This is a genomic window from Bacillus sp. V2I10, from assembly GCF_030817055.1.
Classification (GTDB): Bacteria; Bacillota; Bacilli; order Bacillales; family Bacillaceae; genus Bacillus_P.
The window spans coordinates 352,853-369,885 of the sequence record NZ_JAUSYV010000002.1; the positions used below are offsets into that span (position 1 = coordinate 352,853).

The 17,033-nt window shown below is 36.7% G+C and carries 16 protein-coding genes; 7 read left to right on the forward strand and 9 right to left on the reverse strand.

Annotated features, from left to right (window positions below; all coding sequences use genetic code 11):
• Nucleotides 1-22 precede the first annotated feature (22 nt).
• Together QFZ72_RS28945 and gndA are read left to right on the forward strand one after the other, a co-directional pair.
• Entirely contained in the window at nucleotides 23-1,360 is a 1,338-nt protein-coding gene (locus tag QFZ72_RS28945; protein WP_307440592.1) for a glucose-6-phosphate isomerase, read from the forward strand.
• Nucleotides 1,361-1,477: 117 nt separating this feature from the next.
• Nucleotides 1,478-2,893, forward strand: a complete 1,416-nt coding sequence (gndA, locus tag QFZ72_RS28950) for an NADP-dependent phosphogluconate dehydrogenase (protein ID WP_307440594.1) — start codon at nucleotides 1,478-1,480, stop codon at nucleotides 2,891-2,893.
• Between the two features lie 330 nt (nucleotides 2,894-3,223).
• On the opposite strand, the gene QFZ72_RS28955 is transcribed toward gndA, so the two are convergent.
• The 4 genes from QFZ72_RS28955 to hxlR (QFZ72_RS28970) form a co-directional block, all read right to left on the reverse strand.
• Nucleotides 3,224-3,466 (reverse strand): IDEAL domain-containing protein, encoded by a 243-nt coding sequence (locus tag QFZ72_RS28955; protein WP_307440595.1) that lies wholly within the window; start codon nucleotides 3,464-3,466, stop codon nucleotides 3,224-3,226.
• An 828-nt stretch (nucleotides 3,467-4,294) separates the two neighbouring features.
• Complete coding sequence (hxlB, locus tag QFZ72_RS28960) at nucleotides 4,295-4,852, reverse strand: 6-phospho-3-hexuloisomerase (RefSeq protein ID WP_307440677.1); 558 nt, start codon at nucleotides 4,850-4,852, stop codon at nucleotides 4,295-4,297.
• Nucleotides 4,853-4,869: 17 nt separating this feature from the next.
• On the reverse strand, nucleotides 4,870-5,511 hold the full coding sequence (hxlA, locus tag QFZ72_RS28965) for a 3-hexulose-6-phosphate synthase (RefSeq protein WP_307440597.1): 642 nt from the start codon (nucleotides 5,509-5,511) through the stop codon (nucleotides 4,870-4,872).
• A gap of 484 nt (nucleotides 5,512-5,995) precedes the next feature.
• Complete coding sequence (hxlR, locus tag QFZ72_RS28970) at nucleotides 5,996-6,361, reverse strand: transcriptional activator HxlR (protein WP_191567196.1); 366 nt, start codon at nucleotides 6,359-6,361, stop codon at nucleotides 5,996-5,998.
• Between the two features lie 407 nt (nucleotides 6,362-6,768).
• Between hxlR (QFZ72_RS28970) and gnd the strand changes: the two genes are divergently transcribed.
• Nucleotides 6,769-7,680: a phosphogluconate dehydrogenase (NAD(+)-dependent, decarboxylating) gene (gene gnd, locus QFZ72_RS28975; RefSeq protein WP_307440603.1), complete on the forward strand. Its 912-nt coding sequence runs from the start codon at nucleotides 6,769-6,771 to the stop codon at nucleotides 7,678-7,680.
• Nucleotides 7,681-7,814: 134 nt separating this feature from the next.
• Nucleotides 7,815-7,973 (forward strand): hypothetical protein, encoded by a 159-nt coding sequence (locus QFZ72_RS28980; RefSeq protein WP_307440605.1) that lies wholly within the window; start codon nucleotides 7,815-7,817, stop codon nucleotides 7,971-7,973.
• A gap of 380 nt (nucleotides 7,974-8,353) precedes the next feature.
• On the opposite strand, the gene QFZ72_RS28985 is transcribed toward QFZ72_RS28980, so the two are convergent.
• From QFZ72_RS28985 to hxlR (QFZ72_RS29005), 5 genes are all read right to left on the reverse strand, one after another.
• A complete protein-coding gene (locus tag QFZ72_RS28985; protein WP_191567199.1) occupies nucleotides 8,354-9,112 on the reverse strand; it encodes an inositol monophosphatase family protein in 759 nt (252 codons plus the stop codon).
• A 406-nt stretch (nucleotides 9,113-9,518) separates the two neighbouring features.
• The gene (locus QFZ72_RS28990) at nucleotides 9,519-10,346 is read right to left on the reverse strand and encodes a Cof-type HAD-IIB family hydrolase (protein WP_307440608.1); all 828 of its coding nucleotides are present in this window, start codon (nucleotides 10,344-10,346) and stop codon (nucleotides 9,519-9,521) included.
• A 241-nt stretch (nucleotides 10,347-10,587) separates the two neighbouring features.
• On the reverse strand, nucleotides 10,588-10,749 hold the full coding sequence (locus tag QFZ72_RS28995) for a GapA-binding peptide SR1P (protein WP_307440610.1): 162 nt from the start codon (nucleotides 10,747-10,749) through the stop codon (nucleotides 10,588-10,590).
• Complete coding sequence (gap, locus tag QFZ72_RS29000; RefSeq protein WP_307440612.1) at nucleotides 10,719-11,762, reverse strand: type I glyceraldehyde-3-phosphate dehydrogenase; 1,044 nt, start codon at nucleotides 11,760-11,762, stop codon at nucleotides 10,719-10,721. The genes QFZ72_RS28995 and gap overlap by 31 nt, the downstream gene beginning before the upstream one ends.
• A 458-nt stretch (nucleotides 11,763-12,220) precedes the next feature.
• Nucleotides 12,221-12,583 carry a transcriptional activator HxlR gene (hxlR, locus tag QFZ72_RS29005; RefSeq protein WP_070874588.1) on the reverse strand — a complete coding sequence of 121 codons (363 nt, stop codon included), beginning with the start codon at nucleotides 12,581-12,583 and terminating at the stop codon, nucleotides 12,221-12,223.
• Between the two features lie 284 nt (nucleotides 12,584-12,867).
• Here hxlR (QFZ72_RS29005) and glpX point away from each other — a divergent pair, with 284 nt between their 5' ends.
• The 3 genes from glpX (at nucleotide 12,868) to tkt (ending at nucleotide 16,873) form a co-directional block, all read left to right on the forward strand.
• The gene (gene glpX / locus QFZ72_RS29010; RefSeq protein WP_307440614.1) at nucleotides 12,868-13,848 is read left to right on the forward strand and encodes a class II fructose-bisphosphatase; all 981 of its coding nucleotides are present in this window, start codon (nucleotides 12,868-12,870) and stop codon (nucleotides 13,846-13,848) included.
• Between the two features lie 104 nt (nucleotides 13,849-13,952).
• Complete coding sequence (fba, locus tag QFZ72_RS29015) at nucleotides 13,953-14,846, forward strand: class II fructose-1,6-bisphosphate aldolase (RefSeq protein ID WP_307440615.1); 894 nt, start codon at nucleotides 13,953-13,955, stop codon at nucleotides 14,844-14,846.
• A 23-nt stretch (nucleotides 14,847-14,869) separates the two neighbouring features.
• Nucleotides 14,870-16,873: a transketolase gene (tkt, locus tag QFZ72_RS29020; RefSeq protein ID WP_307440617.1), complete on the forward strand. Its 2,004-nt coding sequence runs from the start codon at nucleotides 14,870-14,872 to the stop codon at nucleotides 16,871-16,873.
• The last annotated feature ends 160 nt before the right edge of the window (nucleotides 16,874-17,033 follow it).

Here is a 17,033-nt window from a genome sequence, read left to right on the forward strand (position 1 = left end):
AAATGGGAAGGGGAAGTATTGTTTGGCTATTTCTTTTGACTATTCTAATGCCTTATCATTTATGAAAAAAAGAGAAGTAGATCATCTAAGTGAATTTGTAAAAATAGCTCATGATCGGCTTCATGAAAAGAAAGGCCTCGGATCCGATTTTCTCGGTTGGGTGGATTGGCAGATTCACTATGATAAAGACGAATTTGGGCGAATCAAACAAGTTGCTGAGAGAATCCGTGATAATTCAGATGCTCTTATTGTCATTGGCATCGGTGGGTCTTATTTAGGCGCAAAAGCGGCAATTGACGCATTGGCCCACAGTTTTCATAACCAGATGAACAATAAAACACAAGTTTATTTCGCAGGTCAGAATATCAGTTCTACTTATATTGCTCATTTATTAGAGCAATTAGAGGATAAAGATATCTCTGTTAATGTTATCTCTAAATCGGGAACAACGACGGAACCAGCCATTGCTTTTCGTTTTCTTCGTGACTATATGGTGAAAAAGTATGGAAAAGAGGAGGCAAGAAAACGGATTTATGCTACCACTGACCAAGCTAAGGGCGCATTAAAAAAGATTGCTGACAAAGAAGGATATGAATCCTTTGTGATTCCGGATGACGTAGGCGGAAGATATTCTGTGCTGACATCAGTCGGTCTCTTACCTATTGCTGTAGCTGGACTGAATATCGATCGAATGATGGAAGGTGCAGCAGAGGCCTATCATAAATATAACAATCCAGATCTTTTATCTAATGAGTGCTATCAGTATGCTGCTGTACGGAATATCCTTTACGGCAAGGGGAATGTTATCGAACTGCTTGTTAACTATGAACCTTCTCTCCATTATGTCTCTGAATGGTGGAAAAAGTTATTTGGAGAAAGTGAAGGAAAAGATCAGAAAGGACTTTTTCCTGCATCAATAGATTATACAACTGGTTTGCATTCCATGGGTCAATATGTACAGGAAGGCCGACGAAATCTGATAGAAACTGTTTTACATGTAAAGAAACCTCGTGTTGAGCTGACAATTCAAGAAGATCCAGAAAATATCGATGGATTAAACTTCTTGGCCGGAAAGACGGTTAATGAAGTCAACATAAAAGCTTTTCAGGGTACAGTATTGGCCCATTTAGACGGAGGAGTACCTAACTTGATTGTAGAACTGGATGAAATGAATGAATACAGCTTTGGTGAAATGATTTACTTTTTCGAGAAGGCCTGTGCTATTAGCGGACACTTGATAGGTGTAAATCCGTTTGATCAGCCGGGAGTTGAAGCTTACAAGAAGAATATGTTTGCTTTACTTGGCAAACCAGGCTTTGAAAAAGAGAAGAAAGAACTGGAGCTGCGTTTATCCAAATAAATAAGTAACATCAATAAGGTTTATATTTATCATATAACTCTAAATGAAAATTAAAGTTTGTTTTCAAAGATGCATTACTGATTATTAAAATTAAAATGAAGAAGGGACGAATTGACCATGGGAAAACAACAAATCGGAGTGATCGGTTTAGCCGTAATGGGTAAAAATCTCGCATTAAATATTGAAAGCAGAGGTTATTCTGTTTCTGTATTCAACCGTTCATATGAAAAAACAGAAGAATTTTTAAAGAACGAAGCAGAGGGGAAAAATTTTGTTGGTGCGAATAGCATCGAAGAATTTGTTCAATCATTAGAAAAACCACGAAAAATTTTATTAATGGTTAAAGCAGGCGTACCAACAGATGCAACGATTGATTCGTTAAAACCTTACCTTGAAAAGGGCGACATCCTCATCGATGGAGGAAATACATTTTTCCAAGATACAATTAGACGTAATAAAGAATTAGAAGTAACAGGTATCCACTTTATTGGTACAGGTGTTTCAGGTGGGGAAGAAGGAGCATTGAAAGGTCCATCTATTATGCCTGGTGGCCAAAAAGAAGCGTATGAACTTGTAGAGCCAATTTTGAAAGCGATTTCAGCAAAAGTTGAAGGAGACTCTTGTTGTACATATATTGGTCCCAATGGTGCCGGCCATTACGTAAAAATGGTCCATAACGGTATCGAATACGGCGATATGCAGTTAATTTCAGAAGCTTATTTCATTATGAAACATGTGCTTGGCTTAAGTGCCCAAGAACTTCATGAAGTATTTGCAGAATGGAACAAAGGGGAATTAGATAGTTATCTAATTGAGATTACAGCAGACATCTTTACAAAGGTGGATAAAGAAACAGGTAAACCACTTGTTGATTTGATTTTAGATACAGCAGGACAAAAAGGTACAGGTAAATGGACTAGTCAAAGTGCGTTAGATTTAGGAGTATCACTTCCAATTGTCACAGAATCTGTGTTTGCTCGCTTTATTTCCGCTTTGAAAGAAGAACGAGTTAAGGCAAGTAAGCTTTTAAAAGGACCTGCAGAGAAGGTGTTTGAAGGTAATAAAGAAGAATTAATTGAAGCAGTACGCAAAGCTTTATATATGAGTAAAATTTGTTCGTACGCACAAGGCTTTGCCCAAATGCGTTCGGCGTCTGAAGAGTATGACTGGAATCTTAGATATGGCGATATTGCAATGATTTTCCGTGGCGGTTGTATCATTCGTGCACAATTCTTACAAAAAATTAAAGATGCTTATGACCGTGATCCTAACTTGCCAAACTTATTATTAGATTCGTACTTTAAAGAAATAGTAGAAAGCTATCAATCTGCATTACGTCAAGTACTCTCTGTGGCAATTGAACGAGGCATTGCGGTACCATCATTCTCCAGCGCATTATCTTATTATGACAGTTATCGTACAGAAACGTTACCGGCAAATCTGTTACAAGCACAACGTGATTACTTTGGTGCACACACATACCAACGTATAGATAAAGATGGCATTTTCCATACAGAGTGGCTTCGAAAGTAGTTAAAATAATATTGGAGGTACCAAAACCTCTTTATATAGATGTAACAAAAGTTTTTGTTAGTTGAATATTTTTTCGTAAAAAGGAGAAGCCTTCGATTATTAGAAGTTTCTCCTTTTTATTTGATAGATTCTATCAAACCATTTAATCATTAAACCAAGGATTGTTCAATTGTAGGGGTAAAAACAAAAATCAAAGTATGTTCCCCATAAACTCCTAATCTATTAATGCTAAATCGAAGAAAAAAAATGATTCTTAATTAGAAATTTATGAACTATGAATGCAGTCTTATCAAATAGGGCTTCATTAGCTCTTATAACTTCAATTTTCGATTATGGTGTTTCTTTTTCCGCAAAATCATCCATATGTTCTATGCTTTTTATAAGAATCTTTAATTCCTCTGTTAATCGCAGAAACTCTTCCTTGTTGCGATCTCGTAATGTCTGATCGACTTCTTTTTGGATTTGCCACATTCGAAATTCACGAAGGGCTGTGTCTAATACCATTTCAGCAAAAAGCGAATCATTATGGTTTACTTCCTGATCTTCTGATGCATGAAACACATTCTTTTCCATAAGAAATCAACTCCTTGTACTTTTTGTCGGCTTTAGCATTTAATATTTATTAGAATAGGCAGTTCCTCCCTTTCCTGCCCAGAGGAGAGACTTCAGCCATTTGCAAAAGCTTTTGGGGGATGTCATCAGAAAAAATCATTATGTCCGTTTGATTATCTAAACATTCTGAATTAACTTCGGGAATTCCTTTAATTTTTATCCATTCCTCTAAATACCGCACGACTCGTACTGGTAGCTCTGACCCTTGTATATTATATGCTAAAGTACAAACCATTAATCTTATTTTCGTCTAAAATTAAAAGATCTATACATGATATATTCATATATATTAAATTTTGTATATGAATTGAAAGAATGAAGAAGTTCTAGAGTAAACAAATCTAAAATCTATGATCTTTGGAAATCAGGTGAGATATCATAGGTACCTCAAGAACTAGGTTATAAAACCATTTAATAAACCGGTAGGGGATAATGAAAAGAATTCTCAGAAAGAATCTATTTAATAGGAAGAAACTCGTCAAAATCTCTTAATTTCTTACGAGCAGCGAGTATTTCTTTGCAGGGTTGATTTATCTTATTTTTTGTTGCATTTTGATAGTTGATAAGCCAATATTTTACCTTATACAAAAAAGGGCAACTTCACCAAAAGGTGAAATCTGCCCAGAATGAGGTTGATTCATACATAAATTAGGATGGTATTAAATCTGTAATTTGACAGGTCTTTATAGGTTCTATGTTTCTGTCGAAGGAAGGATTTTTGTACCCGAATCACAATTAGTATGATTTATTTTTTGATAAATTACTAGTCATACATTTAAGTGCCTTGTCCTACTCTAGATTTGCATGTCTTCCATACATTTTTTGTCCGGCTAATTCCTTTTTATTCATGACTCTTAGTATGACAGAATCGAAGAATAAGAGGAGACTTTGCTCGAATAAGGACCCCATAGGCTGTATGGTTTTGTAGTCACTGTCTGCCCCTGCCTTAGGTTTGGCAGGTATTTTAATAGCCAAATCACTTATTTTCCCAATGGTCGAATCAGGGGAAATCGTGACAACTGCGACAGATGCATCTAAACTTTTAGCCTTCTCTGCCATTGACACCAAACTTTTTGTCTCCCCTGAACCGGAAGCAATTATTAAAATATCATCTTTTTCTAGACCAGGTGTTACCGTTTCTCCTACTACAAAGGCATCTAACCCCATGTGCATCATACGCATGACAAAGGACTTGGCCATAAATCCAGATCGACCGGCACCAGCCACAAGAATTTTCTTGGATTTAAGTATTTGATCCACCAATTTTTCAGCTTCATCTTCAGATATTAATTCAATTGTCCGATTTAACTCGTTTACAATTTCAGCTGCATATTGAGTAGTCTTCATCATTCACATTACCCTTCTTAAACAAAAGTCGCTTGTTTAATTAATTCTTGCATTTTAGCAGCTACAGCTTTTTTATCATCTTGGTTTGCAATACCTCCACCTACAATGACAAGGTCAGGGTTTGATTTAAGAACTTCTGGAAGTGTTTCTAATTTAATACCGCCTGCGATTGCAGTTTTTGCATTTTTTACAACACCTTTAATTGTTTCAAGGTCCTTAAATGAGTTTTGACCTTTTGCTTGTAGGTCGTAACCTGTGTGGACACAAATATAGTCTACACCCATTTCGTCAACTTCATAAGCACGTTTTGCGATATCCTTTACTGCGATTAAATCAATAAGGATTTTTTTACCTTGTTTTTTTGCTTCTGCAACTGCGCCTTTGATGGACTCATCTTCAGCTACAGCTAGAATAGTGACGATATCAGCACCATGTTCAGCGGCTTTTAAAACTTCGTAACCTGCTGCATCCATTGTTTTCATGTCAGCTAATACTTGTAATTGAGGGAATGCTTCTTTAATAGCTTTTACTGCTTGAAGACCTTCAATTTTAACAACCGGTGTACCAATTTCTACGATATCAATGTGGTCTTTAACTTCTTCCACCAACTTGATTGCTTCTTGAGTATTTACTAGGTCTAACGCTAATTGAAGTTCCATGAATACTTCACTCCTTGTTTTTTATTGGTTTTTTGTTTTTATTTATTGTTGCTACCTATATTGTAATCTCTAATTTTTTAAAAAAGAAGTACACACTTTTATATCATATAGTGTTTAAAAGTATACTAAAGGAAAAAGAAAGAAAGGAAGCTATGTTCCGTGGAAATTATGTAGAAGTTATGTTAAAGGGAAAAGATGTGACTCAAAAAGAAAATCGTGATACATTTATCGGCAATCATATAGTAAGTGGAAGCATGCAACTGATCTAATTCAATAGCGTTCTTTTCAACTGTCCTCCGATATGGGTAACAAGTTAAAACCACATGGAGGAACCCTTTATAAAGGTTCCTCCATGTGGTTTTTAGTGTCTAATTAATTAAAGTTATTTTCCTTAATATGCCTATAAAAAGATAAAAAGATAGCGTTCTCAAAAAATGATATAAAAGGATTGTTTCTAATCCTTAATGAAGAATACTTTTTTCTACTAGAGAGAATCTTCTTTTATTTCTTGTTGGTTATTTAAGACAGTCTCCATATATTCACTGCCCCAGTCATACATAGATTCGAGAATTGGCATCAGGCTTTCTCCTCTTTTGGTCAGAGAATATTCAACTTTGGGTGGAACAACAGGGTAGACTTCACGGTGGACAATGAGGTCTTCTTCCAGCTCTCGCAATTGACTTGCGAGCATTCTCTGCGTAATATCAGGAATCAGAGATTTTAGTTCGCCATATCGCTTGGTTCCTTCTTTGCCCAGATGCCACATAATAAGCATCTTCCATTTACCGCCAATAATAGAAAGTGTTAATTCTTTTTCGCAGTAAAACGTCTTGTCACGCAGATGTGCCATTTATTATCCCTCCATGTCAAATAATAGTGTACTTATTAATACTATATAATAAAAAAGTGCGTACTTACAAATATAAATTATAGATATTATACTTGTATCTACATAGATGATCATCACCCTAACTATTACCTTGTACATTGATAAGAATCTATACATCACATCAAGACTAAAGGGGGGATTTAATGACTATTCCACGTAATCATATTTTAAACAAGAATGCTTTCAAATGTCCTAAATCGTTGGAAGTGCATTCCGTGACCTTTGTCTTATTTAGAACAACAGGAAAGTTAGATAATAAGATAATTTTTCCCTGCTAAAAAATAAATACTGGCTAACAAAGGTTACCTATATGTAAAAAGAAAGACGAACAAATTAGGAGTACACTATTCTAACAGGAGGCAATCAAGATGAAAGTCGGATTAATCGGTTTAGGAAAAATGGGATTAAACTTAGGTCAAAACCTAATTGAACGAAACCACGATGTAGTAGCCTATGATTTGAATTCCTGTGCTGTAGAAGAAATGGAAAAACACGGAGCTAAGGGAACAACTAATATATTAGAACTCATTAAATCATTAGAACAACCTCGAATAATTTGGCTTATGGTTCCACATGGTGCAGTTGATTTTGTAATTGGTGAAGTGACACCGTTTTTAAATAGTGGCGATATTTTAATTGAAGCTGGCAATTCCCACTATAAGGACACCATTCGTCGCTATAACAGCCTAAAGAAATATGGTGTGAGCTTTATGGATGCCGGGACTTCTGGCGGGATGGAAGGTGCTCGTAACGGAGCTTGTTACATGGTTGGAGGAGACCTCGAAGCTTGGCGCATAGTGGAGCCCATTTTCAGAGACACAGCTGTAGAAAATGGATATTTATATGCAGGAAAATCAGGGAGTGGTCACTTCTTAAAAATGATCCACAATGGGATTGAATACGGAATGATGGCTGCCATTGGCGAAGGATTCGAACTATTAGAGAAAAGCGAATTCGAGTATGACTATGAGAAAGTAGCAAGGGTATGGAATAACGGTTCGGTTATTCGTTCATGGCTTATGGATTTAACAGAACGTGCATTTTCTAAAGATGCAAAATTAGAAGAAATCAAAGGGGTAATGAATTCTTCTGGTGAAGGAAAGTGGACGGTCGAAACGGCTTTCGATTTACAAACCGCCACTCCCGTCATCGCCATGTCCTTATTGATGCGCTATCGTTCATTAGAAAACGATACATTTACAGGGAAAGTGGTAGCCGCGCTACGCAACGAATTTGGAGGGCATGCTGTAGAAAAAAGCGAGAAAATCTTAAGCGTTTAAAGAAAAGCATTTCCATGAGACGCTCCTAATAAGGTTCACTTCTGTAAATCTAAAATGTAAACGGTTAAATACAAGGCTGATAGAAAAAAAAGAGGCTATGAAAAACTTAAATACACTTTGGAGGAGAGATTAATATGAAAACATTACAGATCAAACGATATTTTTTGAGTGAAAAAGAACGCGAAACTTATGAAAAGAATGTGCTGCAAAATATGCCAGAATTATCTGAAAGAGTACTACAGTGGGATGACAAGGAGTTATTGGAGAAAGTAGAAAGCCATTCTTATTCTTAAAAAAGAGACTATAGATGAAAAATCAGGAGGTATAGTTACCTTCTGATTTTTCAATAATAAAAACATTATTGGGGATACTTGAAATTTTTTTCCTAATTAGAAGTGTTATATTTTCAAGTAAAAGCCTAAATATAAAAAGAAATCAAAAAAACCTCCTTGTTGAAAAAAAGGGGGGCTCCATAACATTGTTCTTTACTTTTCTTTATTAAAACCAATGACTACTTTAACCCTTTCCTGAACCAATTACTTTCAATACAGTACTTTTAACCAATACCACCTGTTATAACTGCTTCTTTTCTCTTACTCTTATCTTTCATTTTTTGCATTCGGAAAATTATTATTTGCGATAAACTAAGGTTGCGCTCTATCTTTCGTTCCAATTATTTCTGCACTAGAACTAGATTCATTAATTCTTCTGCTACTTTATTGGTGGCAAAAATCGTGTATTTCCCGACCATCATTTGTATTCCACCAGCTTCGGAAATCAGTAACTGTCCTGCTGCGATGTCATAGCGATTAGGATTGAGATAGATAGCTGCATCCAATCGTCCTGCTGCGATATAAGCTAAGGTAACAGCAGCTGTACCCACAATACGAATCCTGAACACTTCATTCACGATGCTATCCAAAAGGATCATGCGCTCCCTATTGCTTTCCTTATCTCCATCCTTCGAAAAGTCCCCTATAGAAACAAAGGATTCAGAAAGCTCTGTTGCCCTAACTTTAATAGGTTTTCCGTCCTGAAAGGCACCTTCTCCTTTTGCCGCCCAAAACAATTCTCCTAAAGCTGGTAAAGAAATGGCAGCAACAATTAGATCACCTTGATAGGTAAGAGCGATAGAAACTCCATAAAGGGGAACTCCTACACTATAATTAACCGTCCCATCAATGGGATCAATCACCCATTCATAATCCCCCGATCCTTCAATAATCCCCACTTCTTCACTAAATATTCGATGATCAGGGTATTTTTCCTTGATTCGGTGAATGATGAAACTTTCCACTTTAACATCCATTTCAGTAACGAAATCTTTTTCAGATTTTAAAGTCTGTTGACCAGCTTGTCCTGCGTTTAAGAGAATAAATTTCCCTGCGTCTTTAGCTAGTTCTGTTGCAAAAGATAAATATTGCTTATACATGCTTTTTCCCCCCCTATTAAATATTGAAAATTAAGAATATTTTAGTGTTTATTAACGAACAAGGAACGAATTATAATGAATAAAGATCAGATTTTGATAAATCATAATTATATATATGGGAATTTTAGTTTTGAAGATAAGACATCTAACTTACGACATAAAAAAATGGTCAGGCCACTCAAAAAGATGGGCCTAAACAGAACTAACCTCCATTTTTTTATGAAGCTACAAGGCTTCTTTAGAAGCAGAATAAAGAATGAAAAATGCCGAATGGTAAAAGCCGTTAGAATGAAACCCCTTGAGGACCAAGGGGTTTTTGGATGGTAATGGGTATTAGTTATTTTAATTGGGTTTGTGTAAAGTATACAGAGGTGTAGATTTTCAACAGAACACACGTAGTTTAGTTTCAGATTACGGATTTGACTTTTTGTGTATTCATTAAATCCAAAAGATGGCGTACTGCGTGGGAGAATCCATCTTCATCATTTGTTTTTGTTATTAAATTAGCCTTTTGTTGAATATTTAAAGGGGCATTACCCATCGCAACGGAAGTGGTTGCTACCTCGAATTGGGCGAGATCATTGCCCCCATCTCCGATAGCAAAAATCTCTTCAAACGATAGATTCATCATCTGTTGATAACGCAATATAGCCTTTCCTTTATGTGTTTCATTTGAAGTGATTTCTACGTTATTAGGAAAAGAAGAAGCCGTCGAAACATCGAATTTACTCGTTAATGTCTTTTTTACTTCTTCAATTTTTTCTAGTTGATCATACTGTACCAAAGCAATTAGTTTATATATTTTAAGATTGTCTTGCTTTAGAATTTCATCGTAATTGAATGCTTGAAAAAGAATGTCTAGCTCTTCTTTGCTCTTACTATGTAATGGAGGCAAAGTGGAAGGGAAACCGCCATAATTTGTATATACGAGAATTCTAACTCCTAATTTTTGCAAAACAGAGAATATCTCTTTATATGTAGAAATTGATATAGTAACCTCGTACAACAGTTCTCCAGTTTTTGAGTATAAAACAGAACCATTTAAACAAAAAATCGGAATTTCCATGTTTTGTATAGCTTTGATTTTCACCACATCTGCATAAGCTCGACCTGTGTTTAAAATAATCGTATGTCCCTTTTCCTGCAATTCTTTTAAGGTTTTCAAATCTTCCTCGGATATTTCATGTCGAGAATTCAATAACGTACCATCTAAATCAATCGAAATACATTTCATCGTTTCAGCCCATTCCATAAATTTTAATTTATTACAATTATACTAATTGAATCCATCTATTTTAATATAGAATATTCATTTTTGGATAGGTAAAAAGGTTCTGCTTCAAATCATAATTTTAAAATTTAAAAAACAAAAAATACCGAACTTTCTAATTTTTCATCATGAAAATTCGGCATAAGGTTTTAAATTACGATTTAAAGGCATTTTTTATTAACCTTAGTTTTGCTTCTGTGCTTTTTTATTCTCCCTGATCATTTTGTAAATCTTGATTGAGGCATTGATCTTGCTTGCAGTTAGAATAATGAGTCATGACTTTCTCCGCATCTACAGTATCTATAAGCTTTCCACAATATATGCATACAACTGCACCTAATGCTTGAGAGCCACCGGAGTTTTCCATGTTTTCCCCATCCTTTCGTTTACTGCTTGAGCCAATTCAATTACCCTACAAGAATATGCCCATTCATTATCATACCAGGCCAATATTTTAATTTGATTTTCCACAGTCATAATTGAAAGTCCGTCTACAATTGCTGACTTTGCATTCCCTATAAAATCGGCTGATACTAATGGCTCTTCAGTATAACCAACATAGTGGGACAGTTTTCCATTTGCTGCTGTATAAAATACCGATTTCACTTCTTCGTGCGATACCTCACGGGCCACTTGAACAGTGAGATCAACCAAAGAAACATCCTGCGTAGGAACTCGAATAGATATTCCTTCAATATTAGAAGCGAGATGCGGAAGAACATCAACAAGTGCCTTACCCACCCCTGTTGTAGTTGGAATTATTGATTGAGTACAAGATCGGGCTCTTCTCAAATCTTTATGCGGGTTATCAATATGATTTTGGTCAGAAGTATAGGAGTGAACGGTTGTCATCCATCCTCTTTTAACTCGGAAAGCTTGGTCCAAGATACTTAAAAGTGGGGCAACACAGTTAGTCGTGCAGGAAGCTGCGGATAAAATAGTGTGCTTCGAAAGATCTAACAGATGATCATTCACTCCCATTACTACCGTAAAATCCATCTGTTTTCCAGGCGCAGTAATAATAACAGCCGATGCACCGGATGCTAAATGTTTTTGTGCACCCTGACGATCATTGAATTTCCCAGTAGCATCGATGACAATGTCAATATTCATTTGTCCCCATGGGATGTTTTTAGGTTCACGTTCAGAAACAATCTGTATGAGGTTTCCATTAATTAATAGATTTCCGTCTTGTATTGAAATATCCGCATCCCAGGTTCCATGTACCGTATCGTATTTTAATAAATGAGCTACAGTTTCTACAGGGTAAATGGAATTAATCGCAGCTAACTTCAGCTGATTAGAATTACTAGAAAAGAGATTCCTAATCAACAACCGACCGATTCTTCCAGTCCCACTAATGCTAATTCTTCTTATCATTGTGTTGCCTCCTTTCTTATCATCACTCTAAATAGATTTCACCTAATTCCTTACTGATCATCCATATTAATATTATTAGACACGTAAAAAACTTTAACAAGTACACACTTTTATGTTATATAGTGTCAAATAGTATACCGTTATGCGTACCTAATGCCATGCCTTTTAAATAAATGACTTGAAACTTCTTTAGTTTGACAATACGTTTCTTCTCGAAGTTTCCAAGGTAAGGAATTTTAAACACTAGAATTACAATATAAAAAACCCCATGTTGTAATCCTTGATTGCTTCATGGGGTTTTTCACTGTCCAATTATATAGTTTTAGTTGTTAATTCTTCCATCTCTCTGAAGTGCATGTCCTCTAAACAGTTTTAAACACTCATAATCTTCGTGAAAGCAATACTACCAAAAACAATGGGGCCAAAGGAAAATCGTTTTCAATCCCTTATGCGTTTTTCTACTCGATAGACTCGGCTCCCTCTATTTTGATTTCAAGTCTTTCTCCATAGTTTTTCCCCCATTGATACATAGATTCGAGAATAGGGATCAGGGATTTTCCTTCTTCGGTCAGTGAGTATTCTACTTTTGGTGGTACAACAGGATAGACTTCACGGTGAATAATGAGGTCTTCTTCCAGTTCTCGCAATTGGTTCACAAGCATTCTTTGGGTGATATCCGGCATAAGAGACTTCAGTTCGTTAAACCGTTTTGTTCCTTCTTTGCCTAGATGCCATAAAATAAGCATCTTCCATTTACCGCCAATAACGGATAGTGTCAATTCTTTTTCGCAGTTTAACGTCCTATTACCAGTGTGCCTCATTGCTTCGCCCTCCGTGTCTGTTAGATTAATAGTATACTTTGTAATACTATATGTTCGTAAAGTGCTTACTTACGAAACAATATGATACGCATTATACTAAAACAAATATTAAAAATATTTCGACTTGTTTTAAAAGTCTGCAGTATACTTTTCGATACTATATGCTAGTAAAGTGCGTACTTATATTTAAATATTATACACGCTATACTTACTTCTGTACAGGTGATAACGATTACAAAAGATAATATGGCTTGTATAAATATTAAGAACATGGAGGTGACCAAATGAGTGAGTTGAAAACCAATGTCCTTAGTAAAGAGCGTGTTCAGGTGTTAGCTATGGATTTTCTCTCTGTAGCACAGCAAGCAGCTATTGCTTCCTATCCGTGGGTAGGAAAAGGAAATAAAAATGAAGCTGATGGGGCTGGAACGAAAGCAATGCGCGATCGAATGAACCTCATTGATATGACTGGCGTGATTGTTATTGGGGAAGGGGAACTGGACGAAGCTCCCATGCTCTACATTGATGAGGTACTAGGAACTGGAAATGGACCCCAAGTAGATATTGCGGTTGATCCTGTTGAAGGAACTACTTTAATGTCAAAAGGACAGGATGATTCAATAACAGTAATTGCGGTGTCGTCCAGAGGAAGTTTACTGCATGCACCGGATATGTACATGAAAAAAATAGCTGTAGGTCCGAAAGCAAAAGGACATATCAATATAGACGCATCTTTAACAGAAAATATGATATCCGTTGCTAAAGCTTTAGGGAAAGACGTAAAAGAATTAACGGTCATGATACAGGATCGACCACGTCATGATCATTTGATCAAACAAGTATTCGATGCGGGGGCTAAAGTCAAGTTATTTTCTGATGGTGACGTTACAGGGGCAATAGCTACTGCGCTCGAAGAAAATGATATTGATATATTAGTAGGAACTGGCGGTGCTCCAGAGGGAGTAATTGCAGCGACTGCACTGAAGTGTTTGGGAGGAGATTTCCAAGGGAAACTAGCCCCTCAAAACCAAGAAGAATATGACCGCTGTATTAATATGGGATTGCCAGATCCTGAAATAGTTTTAACAATAGATGACATTGTAAAATCAGATGATTGCTTTTTTGTTGCAACAGGAATTACGGATGGAATGCTTATGAAGGGTATTCGAAAAACAGAAGATGGGTCAATACTAACTCATTCTTTCCTTACAGTTGGAGGAATGGATGAAAAAATCCAATTCATAGAATCATATCATCGATTTTGAACATAACAAATGATGTTAAATGTCAATTGCTAGTCTAATTAGATAGTTAATAGAAGCCCTCTATAAGGGCATTTATATAAAAAAGGAATAAGGAGATGGAAAATATGCCATTAGTTTCAATGAAAGAGATGTTAATTCAAGCAAAAGAAAATAAGTATGCTGTAGGACAGTTCAACATCAATAATCTTGAGTTTACTCAGGCGATTTTACAAGCAGCACAAGAAGAGAATTCTCCTGTAATTCTCGGGGTATCAGAAGGTGCTGCACGTTACATGGGTGGATTTAAGTTGATTGTCACAATGGTCAAAGAATTAATGGATGAATATAAAGTAACGGTACCAGTTGCTATTCATCTTGATCATGGTTCCAGCCTCGAGAAATGTGTACAAGCCATCCATGCTGGATTTACATCCGTTATGATTGATGGTTCCCATCATCCACTTGAAGAAAATATTGAATTAACAAAACGAGTGGTTGAAGTGGCGCATGCTGTTGGTGTATCTGTTGAAGCGGAGCTTGGTCGTATTGGCGGGCAAGAAGATGGCATTATCGTTGATGTCGAATCTGCATATTATGCGATTCCCTCTGAATGTGATCAATTAGTTCGTGAAACAGGAGTAGACTGCTTTGCACCTGCATTAGGTTCTGTTCACGGTCCGTACAAAGGTGAACCAAATCTTGGATTTGATCGAATGAAGGAAGTTATGGAATTAACTGGTGTTCCTCTCGTTCTTCACGGTGGTACAGGTATCCCAACGAAAGATATTCAAAAAGCCATTATGTTTGGTTCGGCGAAAATTAATGTCAATACAGAAAGCCAAATTTCTGCTTCCAAAGCTGTTCGCGAAGTATTAGCAGCGAAGCCAAATGAATACGATCCTCGTAAATTCCTGGCACCAGCTCGTGAAGCAATTAAAGCTACAGTCAAAGGTAAAATGCGTGAATTTGGTTCTTCAGGCAGAGCTCAGGTAGAGCAAAAGGAAAAGAGCTTAGCTTAATTTAAGAAGAAAGGGGAAAAGTCATGATTGAAGAAAAAGTAAAGGTTGATCAACTAGCCATTAATACGATTAGAACCCTATCAATCGATGCGATTGAAAAGGTTAATTCTGGTCATCCAGGTATGCCAATGGGTGCTGCTCCAATGGCATACATACTCTGGTCTAAGTTTATGAACTATAATCCAAGCAATCCGGATTGGTTTAACCGTGACCGTTTCACATTATCTGCAGGTCATGGATCCATGCTTTTATACAGCTTATTGCATTTAACTGGTTATGACCTATCATTGGATGACTTAAAAAACTTCCGGCAATGGGGAAGCAAAACACCTGGTCATCCTGAATTCGGCCATACCCCTGGAGTCGATGCTACAACAGGTCCGTTAGGACAAGGTATTTCAATGGCAGTTGGAATGGCAATGGCCGAAAGGCACTTAGCGTCTACTTACAATCGTGATAATTTAAATGTAATTGATCACTACACATACAGTATTTGTGGCGATGGAGATTTAATGGAAGGTGTATCTTCAGAGGCAGCTTCACTTGCAGGCCATCTTAAACTTGGTCGTTTGATTGTTTTATATGATTCAAACGATATTTCACTTGACGGTGATCTTCATATGTCATTTAGTGAAAGTGCTGCTGATCGTTTTAAAGCATATGGGTGGCAAGTAATTCGTGTAGAAGACGGCAATGATCTTAATGCAATCGCAGAAGCTTTAGCAGAAGCAAAGGCAAACGAAGAACAGCCTACATTAATTGAAGTCAAGACAACAATTGGTTATGGTTCACCGAATAAAGGCGGTAAATCTGCATCGCACGGTGCGCCACTTGGAAAAGAAGAAATAAAACTTGTAAAAGAACATTACAACTGGAACTACGAAGAAGACTTTTATATTCCAAAAGAAGTCAAAGCACATTTTTCAGAACTAAAAGAAGCATCTGAACAGAAGGAACGGTTTTGGAATACGTTGTTCGCACAATATGAGAAAACATATCCAGCGCTCGCAAAGGAATTAAAGCAAGCAATTAATGGTGAGCTTCCAGAAGGCTGGGATGCAGATGTTCCTCAATATCGTTTGGGTGAAGATAAACTTGCAACCCGTTCTTCCAGCGGTGAAGTATTAAATGCTCTTGCGAAAAACGTTCCACAGTTATTTGGCGGTTCAGCTGATTTATCCTCTTCAAATAAAACGCTGCTAAAAGGTGAAGGAGACTTTAGTGCTTCAGATTATAGCGGACGTAACATTTGGTTTGGGGTTCGTGAATTTGGAATGGGTGCTGCTGTAAACGGTATGGCTTTACACGGCGGGGTGAAAGTATTTGGAGCAACGTTCTTTGTATTCTCTGATTATCTACGTCCGGCTATTCGTCTCTCAGCATTAATGAAGCTACCAGTCATTTATGTCTTTACACATGATAGCGTTGCCGTGGGTGAGGATGGACCAACACATGAGCCAATTGAACAATTGGCCTCATTACGTGCAATGCCTGGTCTCTCTACAATTCGGCCGGCTGAAGGCAACGAAACAGCTGCAGCTTGGAAGTTGGCATTAGAGAGTAAAAACGAACCAACCGCTCTTATCCTTACGCGTCAAGATTTACCAACACTTGTAGATTCTGAAAAAGGGTATGAGGGTGTTAAAAAAGGTGCATATGTGATCTCTGAAGCAAAAGATAATGTTGCTGGTTTGTTATTAGCATCTGGTTCTGAAGTTGCCCTAGCTGTTGATGCCCAAAAGGCACTTGAAAAGGAAGGTATTTATGTTTCGGTTGTTAGTATGCCGAGCTGGGATCGTTTTGAAAAACAAAATGATGCATATAAAGAAAGTGTAATTCCTAAATACGTGAAAGCACGTCTTGGTATTGAGATGGGGGCTTCCTTAGGTTGGAGTAAATATGTTGGTGATAATGGTGACGTCCTCGCCATTGATCAATTTGGGGCCTCAGCACCAGGAGAGAAAATCATTGAAGAATACGGTTTTACGGTTGAAAATGTTATTTCTCATTTTAAAAAGCTTCTCTAAAATGTTAACTTTGTTTAATTAGAAATGAACTAGGTACTTTTAATATCTAAACTATCTAATAATCAAGGGGATACAAAAAGAGAAACACTTGTATTCCCTGATATTATAGAATGAAAAGGATAGATTTTAGTCTTAAACATTTAATAGAATCAAAGATTCC